The sequence below is a fragment of the Geothrix mesophila genome, assembly GCF_022808835.1.
GTDB classification, from domain to species: Bacteria; Acidobacteriota; Holophagae; order Holophagales; family Holophagaceae; genus Geothrix; species Geothrix paludis.
On sequence record NZ_JAKZLD010000001.1, the window covers coordinates 559,777 to 584,191 of the forward strand.

Sequence of the window (24,415 nt, forward strand, 5' to 3'; positions counted from 1 at the left end):
TCCGCCTCACTCGGGTCGGGCGCTGATCCAGCCACCACCCAGCACATCCCCGTCCCGGTAGAAGACCACAGCCTGGCCCGGGGCGATGGCCCGCTGGGGCTCGTCGAACACGACCTTCATCCGGCCATCCGGCAGGGGGATCACAAGGGCATCAGCCTCGGGAGCCCGACTGCGGATGCGCGCCTGGCAGACCAGGGGGCCTGGGGGCGGTGCATCCACCCAGCTCAGCTCATGGGCCACCAACGCCCGGCTGAAGAGCTCCGACTCGCCGCCCACCCAGACGGTGTTCGTAGCGGGTTCGATCCGGACCACGTACAGGGGTTCGGCGAAGGCGACTCTCAGGCCCCGCCGCTGGCCCACCGTGTGCCGCCAGTACCCGTGATGCCGACCAAGAACGCGACCATCGAGGTGGCGGATGTTCCCATCTCCCAGGCCCGGGTCGCGCCCCTCCGCTTCCAGGAAGGCGTCGTAGCGGTCCTGGGTGACGAAACAGATCTCCTGACTCTCCGCTTTATCTGCCAGATGTAGACCCAATTCAGCACCTAGGCTTCGTACTTCAGCCTTGGTCAAATGGGCCAAGGGAAACAAGGTCCGCGCGAGGGTGGCCTGGGTGTGGTTGAAGAGGAAGTAGCTCTGGTCCTTGGCCGGATCGGAAGCCTTCCGCAGATGCCAGCGGCCATCCTCGAGCTGGATGGTCCCGTAGTGGCCCGTGGCGACGAAGGGAGCCCCCAGCGAATCGGCCCGCTCCATCAGGGCAGAGAATTTGAGGTGCTGATTGCAACGAATGCAAGGACTAGGGGTTTCCCCGTCAAGATAGCTCTGGATGAATCCCTCGATGACCGTATCCCTGAACCGGGCCTCGAAATCCATCACGTAGTGGGCAAACCCCATCTCGAAGGCCACCCTGCGCGCATCCTGGAAGTCGTCGAGTGTGCAGCATTTCCCATCTGAACCTTGAACGGTTTTCTTGTCGAAGAGCTGCATGGAAATGCCGATGACCTCGTAGCCGCTCCGATGGAGCAGGGCGGCCATGACCGAGCTGTCGACCCCACCGGACATGGCCGCAAGAACCCTGTCCCCAGGCCGGAGCGAGGGGTGGTCTTGGAGGGACGCTTGAGCGCGAGATAGCAGTGAACTCACGATTCAGATCCCCGGGGCTGCCGTGGAGGGGTCATGATCAGTTGTAATTCTTTGACTTAAAGAGTTCGTAGGCGGTCTGGTAGTAGGCCACGGCAAGGTCGTCATGCCCTTTCCCTTGCGGAGCGGGGAGGTACTTGTCCTTCTCGAAGTCATAGATCTTCGAGACTCTGCTGCCGTGCAGGCCGAGGACGGTGAGGAGACCATCCTTCATCAGGGCCACGTGGTCGTTGTGATTGAACAGCAGGACCCGACCCGATTCCGGGGTGTTCAGCACATCCTGGCCGAACCAGGGCGCCGTGTAGGACAGGCCGAGCAGGCCCATCAAGGTGGGGGCCAGGTCGATCTGGGACATGAGGCCGTCCGAGCGCCTGGGGGATAGATGTGCTGGTGAGTAGAACATCAGCGGGATCTCGTAGGTCCGAAGCGGGATCTCCTGGCGACCATAGACCCTGGCGCCGTGGTCCGCCACGACGATGAAGAGCGTGTCCTTGAACCACGGGTGCTTTTCCGCCTCCCGGAGGAACTGCCCCTGGGCGAAGTCGGCGTAGCGCACGCCGGACTCCCGGCCTCCTCCCGAGGCCTTCACGCCGATGGCTTCCAGGCCGGGACGGAAGGTGAAGGGCTTGTGGTTGGAGGTATTCATGATGTGGATGAAGAACGGGCCGCCCTTGGCCGACTGCTGATCCGCATAGGACAGGGCCATGTCGAACAGATCCTCGTCCGAGACCCCCCAGATGTTCTCGAATCGGGGTTTGGTCTTAAGGCTGGTCCGGTCGAGGACGTCGTAGCCGTTGCTCTGGAAGAACGCGTTCATGTTGTCGAAATAGCCGTAGCCGCCGTACAGGAAGGCGGTCTGGTAGCCCTGGGCCCGGAGGACGGATCCGAGGGTGGCCATGCCTTCGTGGCCGGGCCGCCGGAGGATCGATTCGGTGGGAACCGGGGGCAGGGAGGTGGACAGGGCCTCCAGGCCGCGGACCGTCCGGGTTCCCGTGGCGTACACATGGCTGAACCAGAGCCCCTTCTGGGCGAAACGGTCGAATTCGGGCGTCCAGTCCCGGGACGAGCCGTACAGACGGCTGAACTCGGCCCCGAAGGATTCGCTCGACACGAGGATGACGTTCAGCTTCCCCAAGCCGTCGGGGCGGGCCGGGAATTGGCGATCCAGACGGCCTTCCGACAACCGGGTGAAGGTCCCACCGCCCATCGACAGCTGGGAGGCGAGCTGCTTCAGGTTTTCGGTGCGGGGCCGGGTGGCGTAATAGGCGTGATAATCGATCTCGCTGGTCCGGAGCGCCCGGAAGAAGGTGGACAGGCCGTTCTCCGCCAGCTCGTTGGCGACCCGGTTCTGGGACGCGGCGACAAGAGTGGCGGGGATCCAGGCGATGGCGACCGCCAGTGCACCGCCATAGAGGGCCATGGCGTAGCTGCGCCTCTTGAGGTTCATGGGCATGGACAGAGCCTTCGCCCAGTGCCCCCGCAGCCGCCAGGTGGCGATGGCGGCCAGCACGGCGCAGGCGAGAAGGATCTTGACGACGGGGTATTCCGACCAGATGTCCCCGGCTACTTCCGTCGGGTACATCAGGTAGTTCACCGACACCAGGTTGAACCTGGAGTTGAACTCTTCGAAGAAGAAGAACTCGCAGGCCGCGAGGAAGAGCCCGCCCAGGACGTACAGGAATGTGGCGGCGGAGGAGGCGATGGGCGCCCCGGCGCGCCCGGGTTCGGCGGGAGCCTTGAGCCACAGGTACAGGGCCAGTGGGAAGAGCACGTAGAGAGCCTGGATGGCGTCGGAAACCAGCCCTGCCGGCAGGACCCAGAGCAGGGAGGCGATGGATACCTGCGCCTCGCGGCCGGACGTCAACCAGAGGGCCACCCGCAGGAGCGACCCGAGGCCGAGGTACCAGGAGGCCAGCAGGAACAGCGGGCGGTACCTGGCGGCCAAGCCGCTGTCGGTGGAAGAGAGCGTCGGTCGGTCAGTGGTCAATCGGGTTCCCAAGAAGGTTCCTTTCGGGTTCAGCAACAGAAAACAAGCACCCCACTTGGAAAAGCGTGGAATGCATTTTCCCATTCTCGCATCCCCGGCGGGACCTCGTCCATGAGACCGGCTCTCAAAAGCACCAGCCGGCTCAGGGAAGCATTAGGTCCGCAGCTTCGACACGCGGAGCAGGGCGCCGGCGCCCAGGAGGAGGTAGGGGGCGAGGATTCCCCAATAGGCTGGCATTTCGGAGGCTCGGGCCGCGCCGCCGAACAGTGTCTGGAGGCCGAAGAAGACGAGCCCACTGACCAGCCCGGCGCCGATCGCCTGGCCGCGTCCCCCCCGGGGGCCCGGGAAGGTGTAGGAGAGCATGGCCAGGACGAGCAATGGCCCGGCCAGCCAGCCCAGGAGGCGACCCCACAGCAGGTAGGAGCGCTCGGAATCCGGCGCCCACCGCTGCCACTGGATCAGGTCGAGGGTCGAGGCCTCGGCTGCGGAAGGGGCGGTCCGGAGGGCCCGATCCGGGAAGAGATCCTGGGTGGCCGGGCCGGCCACCAGATGGGCCCCCCCCCAGGCCAGGGCTTCCGACCGTTCGGCGCCGGGCTGCCATCGGAGGAGGATGGGGGCCTCGCCTGGAGCCTTCAGGGGGAATCCCCACCGGGCCTCCGGGGCCAGGTGCCACAGGACCCCTGTGGATCCGAGGTACATCCACGGCGTGGAGGAGGACGATCCGCGAGGTCGCTGCAGGATCTGCTGATACAGGGCCCGGGCCTGGGTCCTGGCCAGCGGCGCCAGGCCCGCCTGGAGGAGGAAGGTGGCGAGGACCACCGCGCCCCAGGCGAATCGGCTGGCCCAGATCCATTGGAGCAAGCTGACCCCGCCCGCTCGGATGGCCAGCCATTCCCGGTTGAGCGCGGCTTCAGAGAGGGCGAGCATGCTGCCTAGAAGGAAGGAGATGGGGAACGCAACCTCCAGGAATGGCGGGAGATTCCAGATCCAGTATCTAATGAAAACAAATAGATGAATGTTGTTCTTCGACAGGTCTCCGGCTAGGTTCGAGAACTCGATGAGGAGATCCAGCGCCAGGAGGCTGCCCAGGGTCAGCCCCCAGTTCCGCCACCAGGCCAGCGTGGACCAGTGCCGGAAAATGCCGCGTCGCGTCCCCTGGCCATGGATCCAGCGGAGAATCGAGGCTTTTGCAGCCGACCAGCGCGCATGCAAGGGGGTCAGGTGCAGCGCGCGGGCGAGTGGACGAAGCCAGCGAAAGAGGACGCCCCGACGGGTCCGGTGGGGTGAAAGCCGACGAGTGAGAATCAGCCAGCCGGCGCCGAGAAAGAGGATGGGAAGAAGGAGTGTCGGATATATCGATTTAACTTTTCCACTCAAAATCATGTTTTCAAAATATTTCATCAACAAGTAATAGACGAGGATCACGCCCAGGCTCTTGAGCACGGCCCCTCCGCGGTAGAACCTCGGATGGCTGAAACCCAACGCGATGCCCATGAGCAGCAGGGCGATCCCGGCCACGGGGAGGGTGAGCCGGCGGCTGAGTTCCAGGGCCGACTGCTGGCGCTGGGCGTCCGGAATCGCCGGATCCCGATAGATCTGCATCAGGGCTCGGGAGGACTCGTACCTCAGCGGAACCGGCGCGAGGAGGCGGGGGCCCGAGGGTATGGCGAACCGGAGGATCTGCTGCTCCTGCCGCAGGTGGATGACGCTGCCGTCCCCGGACGACTGGAACAGCACACCCTGGAGGTCCGACAGGTGAAGCCGGATCTCCGAATTTCCCGACAGGGTGTTCTCCAGCGCGTAGGTCATCCGGGACGCGGTCATGTGCTGGGTGCCCTGGGGCGTTGATTCCATCAGGTGGATCTGGCCGCTCTCCGAAACCCAGATGGCGGTATCCGGAGAACCCGGGGGATGCCACGGTGGGCTTCCGGGACGAAGGAATCTGGCTTTGGCCTCCTCGGACATCTTCTGGCGCAGGGACTGCTGGAGGCCCGCCGAGACCGGCACCAGGACGTGGGCATTGAAGGAGGCCAGGAACAGGAGGCCGCAGGCCATGATCAGCCAGGGGAAGGACCAGGTCCGGCGCCCCGCGCCGAGCCCTTGCGCCGCAACGAGCTCGGACCCCTCCATCATCTGCTGCGTTCCCAGCAGGCCCCCGAGCACCGCCGCCATGGGGAGGACCATGGAGAAGGTTTCCGGAAGAGACAGGAGGAGAAGGGGGAACATCCAGCGCAGGGGGGCGCCCTGGGAGAAGATCTCCCGCGAGATGGCGATCATCTCCCACGAGACCAGGAGAAACCCGTAGAAGAACAGCGCCCCCAGGAAGGGGGTTGCCCAGCGGCGGAGGATGTATCGGGTCAGAACGGAAGGCACTCTAGGTCCAGATTTAGCTTTCGATAATGTATATTATGTAACCTTAAAATAACCCGAAAACCGAAGATGGAAGTCACAAGACCTTTGCTGTCAGGAGATCATGAATGTGGATGAGGCCGACGGGGCGATCCGGCTTCCCCACCATGAGGAAGGTGATCTTCCGGGTTTCCATGTCACTGGCGGCTTCCAGAGCCAGCGCATCCTCCCCGATCATCGCGGGTGTCCGGGTCATCATCTGCTCGGCCTGAAGGTCGAGCGGGTTCCTTCCGTCCTTCTCCGCGCCTTCCAGGGCGCGCCGGATGTCCCCATCGGTGATGACGCCCAGGAGCTTCGGGCCCTCCATCACGCTGGTCATCCCCAGCCGTCCTCCCGTCATAGCCCGCAGCACCTCGGTCAACCCGGACGAGGCCGGCACCATCGGCCAGGTTATGTGCATCAAGGCCTTCACTTTCATGAGCTTCGCTCCCAGACTTCCAGCGGGATGATTCAAGGCGAAGCTGTCCCGGGTGAATCCTCGACGGGACATGAGGCTGGCGGCCAGGAGGTCTCCCCAGATCAGCTGGAGGGTCGTGCTGGCCATGGGGGCCAGATCGAGGGGGCACCCCTCGCCCTGAGGGAGCCGGTAGCTGAAGGTCCAATGCGCCGCCTGCCCCAGGCTGCTTTCGGGACGGGCGGTGATCGCCGCCAGCGGGGTGCCCAGGCGCACGAGGCTTGGCAGCAGCCGGACGAGTTCCTCGCTCTCCCCGCTGTTGGACAGGGCCAGCACAGAATCCTCCCGGGTCACCATCCCGAGATCTCCGTGCAGGGCTTCGGCCGGATGCAGGAACAGGCTCGGGCATCCCGTGGATGCCAGGGTGGCGGCCACCTTCTGGGCGACGAGCCCGGACTTGCCCATGCCGGTGAGCACCACCCGGCCGGAGCGCGACAACACACTGCCGCACCAGTCATCCACCTGGACTGGATCCCAAGTGTCCCGCAGTGCCTTGAGGGCGGCCTGCGCGGCCTCCAGCACCGCCTGTCCGGCCTCCAGGGCCCCTGTGGCGTGATTCTGGTCCTTCACGGTTCCGGCTCCGATGGCGTGGTGAACAAAGGGTTCATGCTACCAGTCATTCTCCATCCTCATTCCCCGTCTTGGTCCGTGTCTTTCCCTTCGCGACCGTGTCGTCCGTGGGCTGTCCCCCGCGTTTGCTACACTGGCCCCGGCCCTGTAGCTCAGCGGTCAGAGCTGGCGGCTCATAACCGCTTGGTCGTGGGTTCGAACCCCACCGGGGCCACCATCTGCGCGCGCCGCTCTCGCGGCTCGCGCAGGCGGCGTCGGGCTCAGACGATCCACTTCCGCAATTCACCTTCCGCGAAATTCAGGTGCGCCAGCATGGCTTCGGAGGCCTTCTGGGGCGAGCCTGAACGGATGGCCTGCAGGATCTCCGAGTGCTGGTCGATGATCCTCTGCGCGTTCTGGACGTTGTCCTGGTACAGCTGGCGCCTCGCCACGGAGTTGGCCTTGGCGAACTCTTCGGACACCGTCTTGAAGAGCTTGGTCAGGAGGCTGTTGTGGGTGGCCTCGGCCACTGCGTAGTGGAAGGCGGCGTCGAACTCCTCGCCCTTCTCCGAGTCCTGGAGGTTGAGCCGCTCCCGCATGTTCGCCAGCATGGACTCGATCTGATCGAGCTCTTCGAAGGTGGCCCGCTGGGCGGCCAGGCTGGCCGTGGCGGTCTCGAAGATCCGGCGCATCTCGAACATGTCCAGGAGCGAGTTGCGCTCCACCGCCAGGAACATGGCCAATGGACGGATGATGTCGTCGGTCTCGGTGCCCCGGACGAAGGTGCCCTCGCCGGGCCGGATGTCGATGATGCCGAGCATCTCCAGCGTCCGGATGGCCTCGCGCACGGAGGCCCGGCTGACCTGGAACCGGTCGGCGAGGTCGCGCTCGGCAAGCAGCTTGTCGCCAGGCTTCAGCTTCCCCTCGGCGATGAGGTGCTTGATCTGGTCCACGATCTCTTCGTAGAGGCGTTTGGTCTTGATCGGGGTAAGTTCCATACTCATAACATCCTAAGTGACGAAAAGCGAATGAGATGCGAAATGTGATCAAAAACCGGGTTCTTGCGTATGGTCTGACCACTAGACCCATTGTAGGCTTCTGCCAGGCTCTTTTCCAAAACTCTACCTTTTCATCCCCTACCCCCATCCCTGGAGGCAGCATGACCCCCTGGACCCAAGTCTATTCCCCGGTAGCGGGGAATATCTTTCTCTCCGCACTGGTGGCCGCGTTGCCGGTCTTCGTCCTGCTGGGCTTCCTGGCCAAGCACGTGAAGGCCCATTATTCGGCCATCCTGGGCCTCATCACCTGTTACGTGGTGGCCGTCCTCGTCTACCGGATGCCCGCGAGCATGGCGGGCATGGCCGCGGTGCACGGCGCCCTCTACGGCCTGTTGCCCATCGGCTGGATCGTGCTCAACGCCATCTTCATCTACGACATCACGGTGAAGTCCGGTGATTTCGAGGTGGTGAAGCACTCTATCGCCGGTCTGGCGGCAGACCGCCGCATCCAGGCCCTGCTGATCGCCTTCAGCTTCGGCGCTTTCATCGAGGGCGCGGCGGGCTTCGGAACGCCCGTGGCGATCTCCGCGGCCATGCTGATCGGCCTGGGCTTCCGCCCCCTCCAAGCCGCGGGTATCGCGCTCATCGGCAACACGGCCCCCGTGGCCTACGGCGCCCTGGGCAGCCCGCTCCTGGCCCTCGCGGGCGTGACCGGCCTGCCGCTCGAGATGCTGAGCGCCGCCGCGGGCCGCATCCTGCCCTTCTTCTCGCTGATCGTGCCCTTCTGGATCATCTGGACCATGGCCGGGCGCAAGGCGATGCTGGAAGTCTGGCCCGCCTGCCTCGTGGCTGGCGGCAGCTTCGCCATCACCCAGTTCCTGGTGAGCAACTTCCACGGCCCCTGGCTGGTGGACATCATCGGCGCCATCGTCTCCATGGTCGCCCTGGTCCTGTTCCTCAAGGTCTGGCAGCCCAAGACCATCTGGCGCTATGAGCACGAGCGCGAAGAGGCCCACGAGTCCGGCCCGAGCCACAACACCGGCAAGGTCGTGAAGGCCTGGATGCCCTGGGTGTTCCTGTCCCTGTTCGTGTTCGCCTGGGGCACCCCGCAGGTGAAGACCTTCCTCAACGGAGGCCCCAAGGACAAGCCGAACTTCCTCGCCGGCTACACCGTCAAGAACATTGAGATCCCCCTGCTCCACAACAACGTCCAGAAGGCCCCCCCCGTGGTGGCCAAGGTCTCCAAGGAGCCCGCCGTCTGGACCTTCAACTGGCTCTCGCTCACGGGCACCAGCCTCCTCCTCGCTGGCATCTGCAGCGGCCTGCTGGCCGGTTTCGGCCCCATGGAGCTGGTCAAGATCTTCGGCAAGACGGTCGCCCGCGTGAAGATCTCCCTGCTCACCATCGCGGCCATGCTGGCCCTCGGCTTCACCTCCAAGGCCGCGGGTCTGGACGCCACCATGGGCCTGGCCTTCGCCAGCACGGGCGTCCTCTTCCCCTTCTTCAGCGCCATGCTGGGCTGGCTGGGCGTGGCCCTGACGGGCAGCGACACCTCCTCCAACGTGCTGTTCGGCGGCCTCCAGAAGATCACCGCCCAGCAGCTGGGCCTGAACCCCATCCTCACCGCCGCGGCCAACACCACCGGCGGCGTCATGGGCAAGATGATCGACGCCCAGAGCCTCGTGGTGGCCTCCGTCGCCACCAACCAGCAGGGCGAGGAGGGCACCATCCTCCGCTACGTGTTCTTCCACAGCCTGGCCCTGGCGGCCATGGTCGGCGTCGTGATCTTCCTCTACGCGAAGGTCCTGCCCGCCAACTGGATGCCCCAGCTTCCCCCGGCCCCTGCCGCCGTGACAGCGCCGGCCCCGGCCGCCCCGGCTGCTCCGGCCACCCTGCCCGCCCCCGCCCCTGCCAAGTAGGCCGGGCGGCATTTTGACGTAAGACCCGGGTCCCGCCGCGCCCAGCAGGCCGGCGGGACCTTTTTCCGCGATACCCCGACCAGAGGATGTTTCTCATGAGCACCGCCACCGCCACTTCCCTGAGGGATTCCCTCGTCTCCATCGTCGGGCCGGACCGTGTGCTCGACCGTCCCGTGGACCTGATCGCCTTCGCCGCCGATGCGAGCTTCTACCGTCTCATCCCCAAGGCGGTGGTCTTCGCGGCCGATGTGGAAGAGGTCAAGTCCCTGTTCCGCGTCAGCCACGAAACCCTCACCCCCATGACCTTCCGGGCCGCGGGCACCAGCCTCTCCGGCCAGTCCGTGTCGGACGGCATCCTGGTGGAGGTGGCCCGCAACTGGCGAGGCATCCAGGTGCTGGAAGGCGGCGCCAAGGTGAAGGTGCAGCCCGGCGTCATCGGCGCCCACGTGAACCATGCCCTGCGGATGTTCCGCGCGAAGATGGGCCCCGATCCCGCCTCCATCAATACCTGCACGGTGGGCGGCATTCTCAACAACAACTCCAGCGGCATGTGCTGCGGCGTGATTCAGAACGCCTACCATACGCTGGAATCCCTGACCTTCGTGCTTCCCTCCGGTACGGTGATCGACACGGCCGCGCCCGATGCCGACCAGCGCTTCCGCGAAGCGGAGCCGGCCCTGACCGAGGGTCTGCTGAAGCTGAAGGCCGAGATCGAGGCGAACCGACCCCTGGCCGAGCGCATCCGGGCCAAGTACCGGATGAAGAACACCACCGGCTACTCGCTGAACGCCTTCATCGACTTCGATCGGCCCGTGGACATCTTCCGGAACGTCCTCGTGGGTTCCGAGGGCACCCTGGCCTTCATCGCCGAGGCCGTGCTGAACACCGTCCCCGATCTTCCGGTCAAGGTGACGGGTTTCCTCATCTTCCCCGACCTGCATGCGGCCTGCGCGGCCATCGTGCCCCTGCGCGACGCCGGTGCCGCGGCCCTGGAACTGCTGGACCGGGCCTCCCTGCGCTCCGTGGAGAATCAGGCCGGCACGCCCGCCAGCATCAAGACGCTGCCCGAGGGCGCCGCCGCGTTGCTGGTGGAGTTCCAGGGCAAGGACGAGTCCGCCAGGGCCGAGCTGGAGCGCCTGGCCCTGGACGCCGCCGCCCACCTGACGCTGCTGGAGCCCGCCCGCTTCACCCACGATCCCGTGGAGCAGGCCCTCATGTGGAAGATCCGCTCGGGCACCTTCCCCTCCGTGGGGGCGGTCCGCCAGCGGGGCACCACCGTGCTCATCGAGGACGTGGCCTTCCCCATCGAGAAGCTGGCCGACGCCGCCGTGGACTTGACGAAGCTCTTCGCCAAGCACCGGTACGACGAGGCCATCCTCTTCGGCCACGCCAAGGACGGCAACCTGCACTTCGTCATCACCCAGTCCTTCAACGACCAGGCCGCCGTGGACCGCTACTCGGCCCTCATTGACGACGTGGTCGAGCTGGTGGTCAAGAAGTACGACGGCGCGCTCAAGGCCGAGCACGGGACGGGCCGCAACATGGCGCCCTTCGTGGAGGCCGAGTGGGGCCCCGAGGCCAAGGGTGTCATGGAGCGCCTGAAGGACCTGGTGGATCCTGCCCGGCTCCTGAATCCCGGGGTCATCCTCAACGCCGACCCCCATTGCCACCTGTCCAACCTCAAGCCCATGCCCGGCGTGGAGGAGGAAGTCGACAAGTGCATCGAGTGCGGCTACTGCGAGCCCAAGTGCCCCAGCCGCGAGCTGACCCTCACGCCCCGGCAGCGCATCGTGGTGCGCCGCGAGATGGCCCGCCTCGAGGGCAACCGCGAGAACCCCGCCCTGCTCTCCTCCCTTCAGGAGTCCTTCCCCTACATGGCGCTGGACACCTGCGCCACGGACGGTCTCTGCGCCACGGCCTGCCCCGTGGGCATCGACACCGGCCAGCTCACCAAGCGGTTCCGCCGCGCCAGCCACAGCCGTCGGGCGCAGAAGATCGCCCTCTCCGTGGCCCGCAACTTCGCCACGGTGGAGCCGGCCATGCGCCTGGCGCTCCGCTCGGGCCACCTCGTGCAGAGCATCTTCGGCCCCAAGGCCATGCCCTTCATCACCCGGACCATGAAGGCCTTCGGCGCCTCCCACCAGTGGAGCCCGGAGATGCCCAAGCCCGCCAAGGCCCCCCTGCCCTCCACCTCCCTGGAAGGGGCCCAGGCCATCTACTTCCCCGCCTGTCTCTCCCGCATGATGGGCCACCTGCCCGGCGAGTCCGAGGAGATGAGCCTGGTGGAAGCCCTGGTGAAGGTGTCTCAGCGGGCCGGTTATCCGGTCCACATCCCCTTCGACGTGGAAGGGACCTGCTGCGGCGTGCCGTTCTCCTCCAAGGGCTATGACGAGGCCCACCGCTACACGATCAACCGCACCATCGAGAAGTTCTGGGAGTGGAGCCAGCAGGGCCGCCTGGCCATCGTCATGGACACCAGCCCCTGCACCTATGGCGTGCTCACCAGCCGCGGCTACCTCACGCCCGAGAATCAGGCGAAGTTCGACAAGCTGAAGATCCTCGACAGCCCATCCTTCGCCAACGACGTGCTGCTGCCCCGCCTGCGGGTGACGAAGAAGGTCGACTCGGTGGTCCTCCACCCGGTATGCTCCATCACCAAGATGAACCTCCTGCCCAAGCTGGAGGGGGTCGTCAAGGCCTGTGCCGACAAGGTGGTGGTGCCCCGGGATGCGGGTTGCTGCGGCTTCGCCGGAGACCGCGGCTTCACCCATGCGGAGCTGACGGCCTCGGCCACCAAGCACGAGGCGCGGGAGGTGAAAGCGCAGGCCTTCGACGGCTACTACGCCAGCAGTCGCACATGCGAGGTGGGCATGACCCGGTCCACGGGCCAGGTGTATCGTAGCTTCCTGTACCTTCTCGAATCCGCCACCCGACCGGAGGCCTCCAAGTGAACGGTACCAAGCCCAAGAAGGTCTACTTCTACGGCACCTGCCTCGTGGACCTGTTCTTCCCCGACGCCGGCATGGCCGGCATCCAGCTCCTCCGCCGGGCCGGCGTGGAGGTGGTCTTCCCCGAAGGCCAGACCTGCTGTGGCCAGCCCGCCTTCAACTGCGGCTACTGGGAGGAGGCCCGGGACGTGGCCCGCACCCAGGTGGCGCTGTTTCCCGAGGACCTGCCCGTGATCCTGCCCTCGGGCAGCTGCGCGGGCATGATGAAGGTCCACTACCCCGAGTTGTTCCACGGCCAGCCCGACGAGGTCAAGGTCCGCGCCTTCAGCGCCCGGGTCTACGAGCTGACGCAGTTCCTGGTCAACGTACTGGGGCTGGAGCTGAAGGACCTGGGCGAGCCCGTGAAGGTCACCTGGCACAGCTCCTGCCATGCGGTGCGCGATCTGGGCCTGAAGGGCGAGCCCCAGTCCCTCATCCGTCAGCTCTCGAACGTGGAGCTGGCGCCGCTCACGCGCGAGCACGAATGCTGCGGCTTCGGCGGCACCTTCTCCGTGCGCCATCCCGAAGTCTCCGGGGCCATGGTCACGGACAAGATCGCCGACGCGACGGCCACCGGGGCCTCCGTGGTCCTGTCGACGGACGGCGGCTGCCTGATGAACGTGAACGGCGCGCTGGAAGCCAAGAACGGCAAGCTCAGGGTCCAGCACATCGCCGAATTCCTGTGGGAGCGAACCCGTGCACGTTGAGAACGAAATCCACTTCAGGGATGCCGCCGCCAAGGCCCTGCTGGACCCCCAGCTCCGGGCCAACTTCCGCCGCGCCATGGACGGCCTCATCGCCAAGCGCCGCAATCAGTTTCCCGATCCCCGGGACCTCCAGGACCTGCGCGACCTCAGCACAGCCATCCGCTCCCGCAGCCTCCTCTGCCTGCCGGAGCTGCTCGAGCAGCTGGAGGCCAGCTGCGCGAAGAACGGCATCAAGGTCCACTGGGCCGAGACCTGCGAGCAGGCCAACGAGCTGATCCTCGGCCTGCTGAACGCCCGCGGTGCCAGGACTATGGTCAAAGGCAAGAGCATGGTCTCCGAGGAGATGCACCTCAACGCCTTCCTGGAGCAGCACGGCATCGAGGCCCTGGAATCCGACCTGGGCGAGTACATCATCCAGCTCGACGGCGAGACGCCGAGCCACATCATCATGCCCGCCATCCACAAGAACAAGGACCAGATCGCCCGGCAGTTCGCCCAGAAGATCAAGGACGCCAAGTACACCGAGGACGTGGATGAGCTCACGGCCATGGCCCGGAAGGTGCTGCGCGAGAAGTTCTTCAACGCCGACGCGGGCCTCTCCGGCGTGAACTTCGCCGTGGCCGAGACCGGGACCCTCTGCCTCGTGGAGAACGAGGGCAACGGCCGCATGAGCACCCACGTGCCCCCCATCCACATCGCCGTCATGGGCCTCGAGAAGGTGGTGGCGCGGCTGGAGGACGTGGCGCCGCTGTACTCGATCCTCACCCGCTCCGCCACGGGCCAGCCCGTGAGCACCTACTTCAACATGATCACCGGCCCCCGCGGCGAGGGCGAGAAGGACGGCCCGCAGGAAGTCCACCTGGTCATCCTCGACAACGGCCGGTCGAGAATCTATGCGGATCCCCAGCTGCGGGCCACCCTCCGCTGTATCCGCTGCGGCGCCTGCATGAACCACTGCCCTGTCTACACGCGCGTGGGCGGCCACGCCTACGAGGCCATCTACCCGGGCCCCATCGGCAAGATCCTCACACCCCAGATGGAGGGCGTGGGCGTGCGCCACGACCTCGTCCACGGGTCAAGCCTCTGCGGTGCCTGCGGCGAGGTCTGCCCCGTGGAGATCCCCATTCCCGAGATTCTGGTGCGCCTGCGCCGCGAGGCCACGCACGAGGACCTGGCTTCGACCGTGGCCGGCAAGGGCACGGGACGCACAGCCACGGAGGACTGGGCCTGGCGCCTGTGGGCGGGCCTGAACCGGAGGCCGGGCCTGTACCGGCTGGCCACCTGGTTCGCCACACGCTTTGGGAAGGCCCTGCCTGCCAACGCTCCCCTGATCAAGAACTGGACCCAGTCCCGCACCAAACCCGTTCCGGCCCGCCGCTCCCTCAGCGAGCGCATGCGGACCGAGGGAGTCCCCCATGAGTGACGCACGCACCGCCATCCTCAGCCGCCTCCGCGCCTCCGGTGAGTCCGGTCCCCTGCCGGCCCTGGATACGGCCGTCCTGGAACGCCGCCAGTGGCCCGCGGCCGAGCGCCCCGCCCTGCTCCGCAAGGGCATGGAAGCCGTGCACACGGAGTTCCTCGAGGCTAAGTCCGCGGACTGGCCGGTCGTCATCCGCGCCTTCTGCGAGCGCGAGGGCCTGAAGAGCCTGCTCTACGGCCCCGCCAGCGAGGCCGGCGCCACCCTGGCCGCCGCCTGGCCCGCCGGGGGGACGGAGCTGAAGCCCTACGACCGCCCCATCGAGGCGTTCAAGGACGAGCTCTTCCACGGCGTGGACGCCGGCTTCACCGGCACCATCGGCGGCGTGGCCGAGACCGGCAGCCTCCTCCTGCTCCCCGGCCCCGCGGAACCGCGGCTCATGTCGCTGGTGCCGCCCATCCACATCGCCCTGCTGCGCGCCTCCACCATCCACGACACCTTCTGGTCCGCCGTGAAGGCCCTAGGCTGGGGCCGCGCCCTGCCCCCCAACGCCCTGATGATCTCCGGCCCCAGCAAGACCGCCGACATCGAGCAGACCCTCGCCTACGGCGTCCACGGCCCCAAGCGCCTCATCGTGGTGCTCGTGGACGATCTGGCGTAGACGCAAGCCCACCCTCGCGCTACACTGCTCCTTCGTGGCTGGGTAGCTCAGGTGGTTAGAGCGAGGGTCTCATAATCCCTAGGTCGGCAGTTCGAGTCTGCCTCCAGCCACCACTCAACACACCGGAGCCGAGCGGCTCCGGTGTTTTTGTACGCCCACCGTAGCCCGCAGACTCGAACTGCCGAGAAGCAGTGGCGGCCAGGTAGCCCGCAGCGAGCAAGGCCCCAGTGGGGCCTGCGCAGCGTCCGCGGGCGTGGTCAGCCACGCGCCAGTTCGAGTCTGCCTCCTTCGGGCCACGTGGACGTGGCCCGAAGTCTTACGTCAGCCACCACTCAACACACCGGAGCCGAGCGGCTCCGGTGTTTTTGTACGCCCACCGTAGCCCGCAGACTCGAACTGCCGAGAAACAGCGGCGGCCTGGTAGGCCGCTGGCCAGTTCGAGTCTGCCAGTCGGATCCCTCCCCTCCCCCGTTGGCGGATAATGGCCCTGCATTTAGTCCGCCCCTCACCCCCGGAGGCCCCATGAAAACCCGCACCCTTGGCCACTCCAACCTGATGGTCTCCGCCCTCGGCCTCGGCTGCATGGGCATGAGCGAGTTCTACAAGGGCGCCACGGAGGAGGAATCCATGGCCACCATCCACCACGCGCTGGACCGCGGCCTCAACTTCCTCGACACCGCCGACATGTACGGCCCCTTCAAGAACGAAGAGCTGGTGGGCCGGGCCATCAAGGATCGGCGGCAGCAGGTGGTGCTGGCCACCAAGTTCGGCAACATGAGGGGCGAGGACGGCAGCTTCCAGGGCGTGAGCGGCCGGCCCGACTACGTCCGCGCCTGCTGCGACGCTTCCCTCAAGCGCCTGGGCGTGGACCACATCGACCTCTACTACCAGCACCGGGTGGACCGCACCGTGCCCATCGAGGAGACGGTCGGGGCCATGGCCGACCTCGTGAAGGCCGGCAAGGTGCGGTTCCTCGGCCTGTCGGAGGCCGCCCCGGCCACCATCCGCCGCGCCCACGCCGTCCATCCCATCACAGCCCTCCAGACGGAATACTCGCTCTGGAGCCGGGATCCCGAGGATGAGATCCTTCCCACGGTCCGCGACCTGGGCATCTCCTTCGTGGCCTACAGCCCGCTGGGCCGGGGCTTCCTCACAGCCCGCTTCCGCACGCTGGAGGACCTCCCCGAAGGCGACTACCGCCGCAACGCGCCACGCTTCCAGGGCGAGAACTTCCAGAAGAACCTGGACTTGGTGGCGAAGATCGAGGGGCTCGCGCACCAGAGGGGCGTGAAGGCCTCGCAGCTGGCCCTGGCCTGGGTGCTGGCCCAGGGGAGAGACATCGTGCCCATCCCAGGCACCACCCGGCGCAGCCACCTGGATGAGAACCTGGCGGCCCTGGAGATCACCCTCTCGGCCGCGGAACTGGCCCAAGTCGAGGCGGTGGCGCCCAAGGGAGCGGCCGCCGGGCCGCGCTACCCGGAAGCCACCATGGCCCATGTGAACGGCTGACCCCGGATCGCTTTCGGGAACCAAATGGGACTCAACCTCATCGTTGGGATGCGGGTCTGTTCTGTGAACCGGAGGACACCATGCCACGGGGCGCTTTGAAATCATCCTTGCTGCTTGTCGGGACCTTGGGCATGACCGAGGCCCCCGAGGAATCGACCTCCCTGCCCGCCGCGGTCTCGGTCCGGCCCGCTCCGCGGACGGAGGGCATCGCCTCCGTGGTCCAGCAGTGGGCCACGGCCTGGCTCGAGGGGAACACGGAGGCGATGTACGCCTGCCTCCATCCCTCGCTGGCCAAGCACATCCTGGGGATGGAGCCTGCCTCCAGCCGGGAGGCCCTCCAGCGGCTCATCGGTATCCAATCACTGCTCGGAAGGGCGGTCAGGGGCCATTTTTCTGAAGGCGACGTGAAGATCCTGGACATTCAGGGCCGCAGCGGGAGTGCCCGGATGGAGCTGGGCCCATGGACCGCCTTCATCCACCTGGCGGCCCATCATGAAGGCTGGGCCATCGCGAACGTGCTCTGGGAATGGCGGAGCGGGGCCGCGCCCAGACGCTGACGGGTCGTCTTGGTCAACAGAGCCGATCCCGCCACACTGGATCGCATGGCTGAGACCCGGCTTCCCATCGCCAGACGCATCGCCCACCTGGACATGGACGCCTTCTTCGCCTCGGTGGAGTTGCTGGAGCATCCTGAGCTGAGAGGCCTTCCCGTGGTGGTGGGCGGCAGGCGATCCGTGGCCGACGCGGAGGGTCGTTTCCCCAGGCTGAAGGAGTACGCGGGACGGGGCGTGGTCACCACCGCCACCTACGAAGCCCGGGCCTTCGGAGTACGCAGCGGCATGGGGCTCATGAAGGCGGCCGCGCTGGCGCCGGAGGCGGTCCTCCTGCCCGCGCACTTCGAGGCCTATGCCCGGGCCTCCCGGGCCTTCAAGGCCGCGGTGGCCGAGGTGGCGCCCCTCATCGAGGATCGCGGGATCGACGAGATCTACATCGACCTCACCGAGGTTCCGGGCGGTTCGCTCGAGTTGGCCCAGCGCCTCAAGGCGGCCGTCCGGCAGGCCACCGGCCTTACCTGCTCCATCGGGATCACGCCGAACAAGCTGCTGTCCAAGCTGGCATCCGAATTCCAGAAGCCCGATGGCATCACCCTCCTCGGGTACGACGACATCCCCACGCGCATCTGGCCCCTGCCCTGTTCCGCCGTCAACGGCATCGGCCCCAAGGCCACCGCGAAGCTGGAGGGTCTCGGCATCCGCACCATCGGGGACCTCGCGAAGGCCGATCCATCGTGGCTGGTGGAGCACTTCGGGCGGAGCTACGGGACCTGGCTCCACGAGGCGGCGAACGGCTGGGACGACCGCCCCCTGGTGATCCTGCGGGAGCCCAAGTCCATCAGCCGGGAGACCACCTTCGAGCGGGACCTCCATCCCAGGCTGGACCGCGAAGCGCTCTCGCGCATCCTGTGCGACCTCTGCGAGCGGCTCGCGGGGGATCTGGGCCGCAAGGGCTACCTGGCCCAGAACGTGGGCATCAAGCTGCGCTTCGAGGACTTCACGACCGTCACCCGCGATCACGCCTTGCCGCATCCCGTGGCCGATGCGGCGGCCCTGCTGGAGGCCGCCCGGGGCAATCTCCGGCGCGTGACCCTGGATCGCAGGCTGAGGCTGCTGGGCATCCGCGCTGGCGCGCTGGTCAAGCCTGGCCAGCCCCTCGTTCCGGAACCGGACCGTCCGGCCACACCGGGGCTGTTCGATGCGCTCGAGCCGTAAGCCCCGCCCATCACGCTGAGGGCTCATCCCCATCGTGCCGCTTTGCCTGGTGGCGCTCCGGGTACAGGGCATCGGCACAATCCGGGCAGATGCCGTGCGTGAAATCGGCATCGGAGTGGGCGCTGATGTAGTGTTCCAGCTGGTTCCAGTAGCCCGTGTCATCGCGGATCTTCTTGCAGCTGGCGCAGATGGGGAGCAGCCCCGAGAGCTGCTTCACCTGGCCCAGCGCCGTGGACAAGTCGGCGTTCCGGGCCTGGAGTTCCATGGTCCGCTTGGCCACGAGGGCCTCCAGCTCGGCCTTGCCCCGGGCCAGGGAGGCCACGCGCAGTCGCAGGATGAGGACGCCGAGCCCCAGGAAAGCCAATCCGCCCAGTCCCATGGCCCACCACGTGCGCCACCAGGGTGGCCGGACGCGGAAGTCGAGGCCCACGGCAGGTCCGAAAGCTCCATCCCCCTGGGCGGCCCGGACTTCGAAGCGGTACTGGCCACCTGGCAGAGCGGGGTACCGAACGCGGGTGCCATCCACCTCCCGCCAGGCGTCTTCCAGCCCCAGGAGGCGCACCTGGAACCGGACCTGGGATTCATCGAGGTAGGTGGGCGCCGCCACGCGGAAAGCCACCGTGGCCTCGCTCCGGGGGAATGGGGTGAGCCCGGCGAAGGGCGGCTCGGCCTGCCGGGCCCCATGGGTGATCTGGACGATGTGCGCCGTGGGCGGCACCATCGGCTGATCTGGCCCGACGTCGTAGCGCACCAGGCCGGCGGCGGTCCCCACCCAGATGCGTCCGCCTTCGGCCAGGAGGGCCTGGATGGCGCAGTCCTCGCTGACCATGCCTTCCTGCCGACCGATGTGCAGGGGCGGATCCACCCGATCCAGGCCCTGGTCCGAGGTGGCCCAGGTCCGGCCCTGCGCATCCACCTCCACGGCGTAGAGGAGGTTGGAGTGGAGCCCCTGCCCTTTGACCCGCTGCTCCAGCACCGTCAAGCGCCCCTGGTCGATGCGGATCCGGGTGAGGCCCTGGGGTTCCTGGTAGTGCACCCAGGCGCTGCCATCCGGCAGGAAGGCCAGGCCATAGAGCCCGAAGGGCTTCAATCCATCGGCCTCGGTGAAGAGCTTCCAGGTTCCGGAGGGATCACGGAGGTAGAGGCCCGCCGTGGTGGCGGCCCAAAGTCGGCCCTGGCCATCCTCCCGGATGCGGAAGACCCCGAGCGGGGTGGTCCCCTGCGGCGCGACGTCCTGGACGAGGCGCCGCTTCGCGGGATCCCAGCGGAGCACGCCCTGCCGGGCATGCCCCAGCCAGGTCCTTCCCTGCGAGTCGGTCATCACGGTGTTCACGGCGAACCCGAAATCGCCCAGAGGCGCGGTCTCCGCCTGGCGGCTGCCGGGGTGGAGCCAGAGGGTGGGGCCGATGGTGCTGACCATCCAGAGGGTGCCTGCGCGGTCCATGGCCAGGCTCTTGATGCGGTGACCCTCCGTGCCGGGGATCCGGATCAGGCCCGCGGTCCCCACCCGCAAGGCCCCGTTGTCCGTGGCCGCCAGCAGGACACCCCGGGCGTCCCGCGCGATGGACCAGACCACCTCGCCGGAGATCCCCGTTCCCAGGCTGTGGTTCCAGACCCGTCCCCCGCCCTGCAGCCGCGCCAACGCCGTTCCGAGAATCCACAGCGTGCCCTCCCGATCGCGAAAGACGGTGCGGACCCATCGGAACGGCAGTCCTCCCGAGGCATCCAGCTGCGTGGTCTCGGCCCCTGCCAGGTGGAGGGCACCGCCCTGGGTCGGCAGCCATACCGATCCGTCTGGATCGAGAAAAGGAATGCTGTTGGGGGAAAGGCTCGCCCCCAGGCGCCGGGACTCGTCGGTGAACCAGAGGCCCTCGGGCGCCTTCATGGCCAGGGACCGGCCCGATCCTGCCCAGATGCGGCCCGCCCCGTCCTCCACCACCATGGCGACACCCGTGGCAGGAAGGCCGTGGTCCGGCCCCCACTCGCGCTCCGACCCGTCGGGCAGGAAGGCCTTGAGGCCCGCCTCCGTCCCCAGGTACACAGTTCCGCTGGGCCCGCCGCCGAGGGTGAAGACCCGTCCCTCCGGACGCCCGGTCCGCTGGCGGAACCGGAGGCCTTCCTCCTCGACGAAGAGCCCTTGCCGGGTCAGGACCCAAAGGCGTCCGCCCTGCCCCAGGGTCAACGCATCCGCGACCGGGGGCGTGGCGGCCCCACCGAGGGTGATGGTCTCGATGCGGCCTTCCCGGATCCTCACGAGGCCCCGGAGCGTGGCTACCCAGACCCCGCCACCCGAGGCCGGAAGCACCCGGTGGATGAAGCCGGAGGGAAGGCCGTCTTCCCGGCTCCATCGGCGGCAGTGGCCGCCCTCGTAGCGCAGGAGGGCACTTTCAGTCCCGACCCAGAGAAACCCATCCGAATCCTGGGTCAGGCAGGTGATGGCGCCGGAGGGCAGACCCTGGTCGGGACCGAGCACCGCGAAGGGGCGGCGCCAGCCGTCCGCGGACAGGTGGAACGCCCCCAGGGCCACCACCAACAGGATCCGCAACCACGCCATGTCCACTCCCATCGCCATCCGACTGAACGGCAGCTCAAGCCGCGAGCCTGACTCCAGGACGCTTCTGGTCAGGCCTGGCCCAGCACCCGCCGGTAGAGAGCCTCGTACCGGTCCACGATGGGGCCTTCCGCGAAGGTGCCGAGCGCGCGCTCCCGGGCCGCGTCCCCCATCTTCCGGCGGAGGCTCTCGTCGCGCAGGAGCTTCAGCGCGTCGGCGGCCATGGCCTCCACGTCCCCGACCGGTTCCAGGAAACCGTCCACGCCGTGGCGCACCACCTCGGGCAGCCCTCCCACGCGGCTGGCGATCACCGGTACGCGATGCCCCATGGCCTCCAGGGCGGCCAGGCCGAAACTCTCCGTGGCGCTGGGCAGCAGGAACAGGTCCGAACAGGCCAGGACGGTGCCGATGTCGAGCTGCTTGCCCGTGAACCGCACTTCGGCGGCGAAGCCGCGATCCCGGCAGTAGGCCTCGGCTTCCACGCGGTCGGGCCCGTCGCCCACCATCACCAGGCGGGCCGGGATCTCCCGGCGGACGCGCTCGAACACCTTCAGCACGTCCATCACGCGCTTCACCGCGCGGAAATTGGAGATGTGCGTCAGCACCGACGTGGCCTTCGGCGCCAGCCAGGCCCTGCAATCCGGGCGTTCCTGGCCCGGAGGCTCGACGAAGTTCCCGATGACGTCGATCTCGCGCTCCACGCCGAAGGTGCGGTAGGTCTCGTCCCGGAGGTATTCGGAGACGGCCGTCACCCCGTCGCTTTCCCGGATGGCCATGCGGACCATGGGCAGGTAGCTGGGATCGCTGCCCACCACCGTGATGTCTGTGCCGTGGAGGGTGGTCACGACCTTCAGGCCCGGAATGGCCATTCGCGCCAGGAGCGCCGCCATGGCGTGCGGAATGGCGTAGTGGGCGTGGATGATCTGCAGGCCGTGGTGCTCGGCCACGTCCGCCATCTTGGAGCCCAGGGCGATGGAATAGGGGGCGTCCTCGAAGAGGGGGTAGGTGGTGGCCCGGACCTCATGGAAGCTGATGCGATCCTCGAAACCCAGGAGACGCGGCGGAACGCTGGGGCTGAGGATGTGCACCTCGTGACCCCGGGCGGCGAGGGCCTTGCCCACCTCTGTGGCCACGACGCCGGAGCCTCCGAAGGTGCTGTAGCAGGAAATGCCGATGCGCATGTGGGACCCTCACTACCCGCTATGATGAACGGGTCCCGGGAATCCTGCCCATGCCTCTTCTGTTCTCCATCGCCTATTACGCCCTTGACGTGATGATCTACCTCCTCCTGGCGGTGGCCATCCTGTCCTGGTTCCCCATCGATCCCCGGAACCGGTGGATCCGGCTGCTCCACACCCTCACCGACCCGATCCTGCACCCCATCCGGGCCCTCGTGCCATCCATCGGAGGGTTCAGCTTCGACATCCTGATCGCCGTGATCCTGCTGGGACTCATCCAGCGGGTCTTCCTGCGGGCCTTGGTCTCATGAGGTGAACCATGAAGTACACGCCCCTCGACATCCAGCGCCGGGAGTTCGAGAAGGCCTTCCGGGGCATTGAGGAATCCGAAGTCCGGGCCTTCCTCCACGAGGTGGCCGCGGAATGGGAGGAGCTGCTGGCCGAGAACCAGAAGCTCAAGGAAGAGATCATCGACAACCGGGAGCGGCTGCGCCAGTACCAGGAGCAGGACCGAATCTTCCGGGAGACCCTGCTCCAGGCCCAGCGCACCCGAGAGGACGTGCTGGACGGCGCCAACCGGGAGAAGGAACTCATCCTGCGGGAGGCCCAGTTCAAGGCCGATGAGGTCATCCGGGAGGCCCAGCAGCATGTGGTGGAGCTCGAGGTCCAGATTCGCAACCTGAAGATGGAGCGCACCCGGTTCGTCCGGGAGGTGGAGACGCTCATGGAGCGGACCCGCCGCCACATCCAGGAGGAGGCACCGGACATCTACCTCGCTCCGCCGCCCACCCTGAAGCTCGAGGGGCTGGATCTCAGTTCCCTCGACGAACCCGCCATCCCGCCCGTCCGGCGCCCCAAGCCCACGAATTAGCTCTCAGCCGATTGCTGATAGCTGACAGCTGACATCCCCGGAGTTCGCATGTCCCACGCGGTCATTCTCAAAGCCCTACGAAGCCCCATCGGAAAGTTCCAGGGCTCTCTCGCAGCTCTTGCGGCCCCGGACCTGGCCGCCCAGGTGGTGAAAGCGGTCCTGGCGGCCGCGCCGGGCGCAGAACCCACCGAGGCGATCTTCGGGAATGTGGTGAGCGCCGGCGTGGGCCAGGCTCCTGCCCGTCAGGCAGCCCTGCGTGGCGGCCTGCCCTCCAGCATCTCCGCTCTCACCATCAACAAGGTCTGCGGCAGCGGCCTCAAGGCCATCCAGCTCGCCGCCAACGCGGTGCGCCTCGGCGACCACGACGTGGTCCTGGCGGGCGGCATGGAATCCATGTCCAATGCGCCCTACCTCATGCCCAAGCTCCGCGCCGGGGCCCGCATGGGCCACACGGAAGCCAAGGACGCCATGATCCTCGATGGCCTGTGGTGCGCCATGACGGACCAGCACATGGGGCATACAGGCGAGCTGGTGGCGTCCAAGTACGGCGTGGGCCGGGAGGCGCAGGATGCCTGGGCCGCCGAAAGCCACCGCAAGGCCGTGGCGGCGATCCAGTCCGGCGCCTTCAAGGCCGAGATCGTGCCCATCGCCGTCCCCGGCAAGAAGGGCGACGTGATCGTGGCCGAAGATGAAGGTCCGCGCGCGGACACCACGCCCGAGACCCTGTCCAAGCTGCGCCCCGCCTTCAAGAAGGACGGCACGGTCACCGCCGGCAACGCCCCCAGTGTGAACGACGGCGCGGCGGCCGCCCTGGTGACGACCGAAAGCTACGCCAAGGCCCACGGCCTGCCCATCCAGGCGCGCATCCTCGGCGCCGCCACGGCCGGTCTGGACCCCGAGTGGGTGCTCATGGCGCCCGTGGAGGCCATCCGCAAGCTCCTCGCCCAGGTGGGCTGGAGCGTGGCCGACGTGGACCTCTGGGAGATCAACGAGGCCTTCGCCGTGCAGCTGGTGGCCACCATGAACGAGCTGAAGCTGCCGGCCGACCGCATCAACGTCCACGGCGGTGCCGTGGCGCTGGGCCATCCCATCGGCGCCAGCGGCGCCCGGGTCATGGCCACCCTCCTCCACGCCTTGGAGCGCCACGGCAAGCAGCGCGGCGTGGCCGCCCTCTGTCTCGGAGGCGGAAACGCCATCGCCATGGCCGTCGAGCGCGTGTAGTACCGCAGCGAAGCGCGCATGCAGAAGGGGGCCCGCCTGCCCGGGCCCCTCAGCAAACCAGCCCCCACTAGAAGCGGTTCCCCCGCAGCCC

General features: G+C 67.3%; 18 protein-coding genes and 2 tRNA genes. 13 read left to right on the top strand and 7 right to left on the bottom strand.

Going from position 1 to position 24,415, the window contains the following annotated elements:
- Positions 1–6: 6 nt before the first annotated feature.
- From mnmA to MLG87_RS02640, 4 genes are all read right to left on the bottom strand, one after another.
- The gene (gene mnmA / locus MLG87_RS02625) at positions 7–1,131 is read right to left on the bottom strand and encodes a tRNA 2-thiouridine(34) synthase MnmA (protein ID WP_279341107.1); all 1,125 of its coding nucleotides are present in this window, start codon (positions 1,129–1,131) and stop codon (positions 7–9) included.
- Positions 1,132–1,177: 46 nt separating this feature from the next.
- On the bottom strand, positions 1,178–3,124 hold the full coding sequence (locus tag MLG87_RS02630; protein ID WP_243293663.1) for an LTA synthase family protein: 1,947 nt from the start codon (positions 3,122–3,124) through the stop codon (positions 1,178–1,180).
- Positions 3,125–3,277: 153 nt separating this feature from the next.
- Positions 3,278–5,497 (bottom strand): LptF/LptG family permease, encoded by a 2,220-nt coding sequence (locus MLG87_RS02635; protein WP_243293664.1) that lies wholly within the window; start codon positions 5,495–5,497, stop codon positions 3,278–3,280.
- 73 nt (positions 5,498–5,570) lie between these two features.
- Positions 5,571–6,557 (bottom strand): KpsF/GutQ family sugar-phosphate isomerase, encoded by a 987-nt coding sequence (locus tag MLG87_RS02640; RefSeq protein ID WP_243293665.1) that lies wholly within the window; start codon positions 6,555–6,557, stop codon positions 5,571–5,573.
- Between the two features lie 141 nt (positions 6,558–6,698).
- Between MLG87_RS02640 and MLG87_RS02645 the strand changes: the two genes are divergently transcribed.
- A tRNA-Ile gene (locus MLG87_RS02645) sits at positions 6,699–6,774 on the top strand.
- A gap of 43 nt (positions 6,775–6,817) precedes the next feature.
- Here the strand turns inward: MLG87_RS02645 and MLG87_RS02650 are convergent.
- Positions 6,818–7,534 (bottom strand): FadR/GntR family transcriptional regulator, encoded by a 717-nt coding sequence (locus MLG87_RS02650; RefSeq protein WP_243293666.1) that lies wholly within the window; start codon positions 7,532–7,534, stop codon positions 6,818–6,820.
- Positions 7,535–7,695: 161 nt separating this feature from the next.
- Between MLG87_RS02650 and MLG87_RS02655 the strand changes: the two genes are divergently transcribed.
- The 9 genes from MLG87_RS02655 (at position 7,696) to dinB (ending at position 18,503) form a co-directional block, all read left to right on the top strand.
- On the top strand, positions 7,696–9,453 hold the full coding sequence (locus MLG87_RS02655) for an L-lactate permease (protein WP_243293667.1): 1,758 nt from the start codon (positions 7,696–7,698) through the stop codon (positions 9,451–9,453).
- A 95-nt stretch (positions 9,454–9,548) separates the two neighbouring features.
- On the top strand, positions 9,549–12,404 hold the full coding sequence (locus MLG87_RS02660) for an FAD-binding and (Fe-S)-binding domain-containing protein (protein WP_243293668.1): 2,856 nt from the start codon (positions 9,549–9,551) through the stop codon (positions 12,402–12,404).
- The gene (locus MLG87_RS16265) at positions 12,401–13,147 is read left to right on the top strand and encodes a (Fe-S)-binding protein (RefSeq protein ID WP_243293669.1); all 747 of its coding nucleotides are present in this window, start codon (positions 12,401–12,403) and stop codon (positions 13,145–13,147) included. The genes MLG87_RS02660 and MLG87_RS16265 overlap by 4 nt, the downstream gene beginning before the upstream one ends.
- Entirely contained in the window at positions 13,137–14,570 is a 1,434-nt protein-coding gene (locus tag MLG87_RS02670; RefSeq protein WP_243293670.1) for a LutB/LldF family L-lactate oxidation iron-sulfur protein, read from the top strand. The genes MLG87_RS16265 and MLG87_RS02670 overlap by 11 nt, the downstream gene beginning before the upstream one ends.
- Positions 14,563–15,225 carry a LutC/YkgG family protein gene (locus MLG87_RS02675; RefSeq protein ID WP_243293671.1) on the top strand — a complete coding sequence of 221 codons (663 nt, stop codon included), beginning with the start codon at positions 14,563–14,565 and terminating at the stop codon, positions 15,223–15,225. The genes MLG87_RS02670 and MLG87_RS02675 overlap by 8 nt, the downstream gene beginning before the upstream one ends.
- A gap of 36 nt (positions 15,226–15,261) precedes the next feature.
- Positions 15,262–15,338 (top strand) — tRNA-Met (locus MLG87_RS02680).
- Positions 15,339–15,747: 409 nt separating this feature from the next.
- On the top strand, positions 15,748–16,734 hold the full coding sequence (locus MLG87_RS02685) for an aldo/keto reductase (protein WP_243293672.1): 987 nt from the start codon (positions 15,748–15,750) through the stop codon (positions 16,732–16,734).
- A 131-nt stretch (positions 16,735–16,865) separates the two neighbouring features.
- Positions 16,866–17,291 (top strand): nuclear transport factor 2 family protein, encoded by a 426-nt coding sequence (locus MLG87_RS02690; RefSeq protein ID WP_243293673.1) that lies wholly within the window; start codon positions 16,866–16,868, stop codon positions 17,289–17,291.
- A 45-nt stretch (positions 17,292–17,336) separates the two neighbouring features.
- Positions 17,337–18,503, top strand: a complete 1,167-nt coding sequence (gene dinB, locus MLG87_RS02695) for a DNA polymerase IV (RefSeq protein ID WP_243293674.1) — start codon at positions 17,337–17,339, stop codon at positions 18,501–18,503.
- Between the two features lie 10 nt (positions 18,504–18,513).
- On the opposite strand, the gene MLG87_RS02700 is transcribed toward dinB, so the two are convergent.
- Both MLG87_RS02700 and bshA read right to left on the bottom strand, forming a co-directional pair.
- Positions 18,514–21,057: a ligand-binding sensor domain-containing protein gene (locus tag MLG87_RS02700; RefSeq protein WP_243293675.1), complete on the bottom strand. Its 2,544-nt coding sequence runs from the start codon at positions 21,055–21,057 to the stop codon at positions 18,514–18,516.
- A gap of 68 nt (positions 21,058–21,125) precedes the next feature.
- Entirely contained in the window at positions 21,126–22,235 is a 1,110-nt protein-coding gene (gene bshA, locus MLG87_RS02705; protein WP_243293676.1) for an N-acetyl-alpha-D-glucosaminyl L-malate synthase BshA, read from the bottom strand.
- Positions 22,236–22,285: 50 nt separating this feature from the next.
- On the opposite strand from bshA, the gene MLG87_RS02710 reads away from it, so the two are divergent.
- From MLG87_RS02710 to MLG87_RS02720, 3 genes are read left to right on the top strand one after another with little or no spacing between them, the layout of a single operon-like run.
- A complete protein-coding gene (locus tag MLG87_RS02710; protein WP_243286192.1) occupies positions 22,286–22,543 on the top strand; it encodes a YggT family protein in 258 nt (85 codons plus the stop codon).
- Between the two features lie 8 nt (positions 22,544–22,551).
- A complete protein-coding gene (locus tag MLG87_RS02715; protein WP_243293677.1) occupies positions 22,552–23,103 on the top strand; it encodes a DivIVA domain-containing protein in 552 nt (183 codons plus the stop codon).
- A gap of 48 nt (positions 23,104–23,151) precedes the next feature.
- A complete protein-coding gene (locus tag MLG87_RS02720) occupies positions 23,152–24,324 on the top strand; it encodes a thiolase family protein (RefSeq protein ID WP_243293678.1) in 1,173 nt (390 codons plus the stop codon).
- The last annotated feature ends 91 nt before the right edge of the window (positions 24,325–24,415 follow it).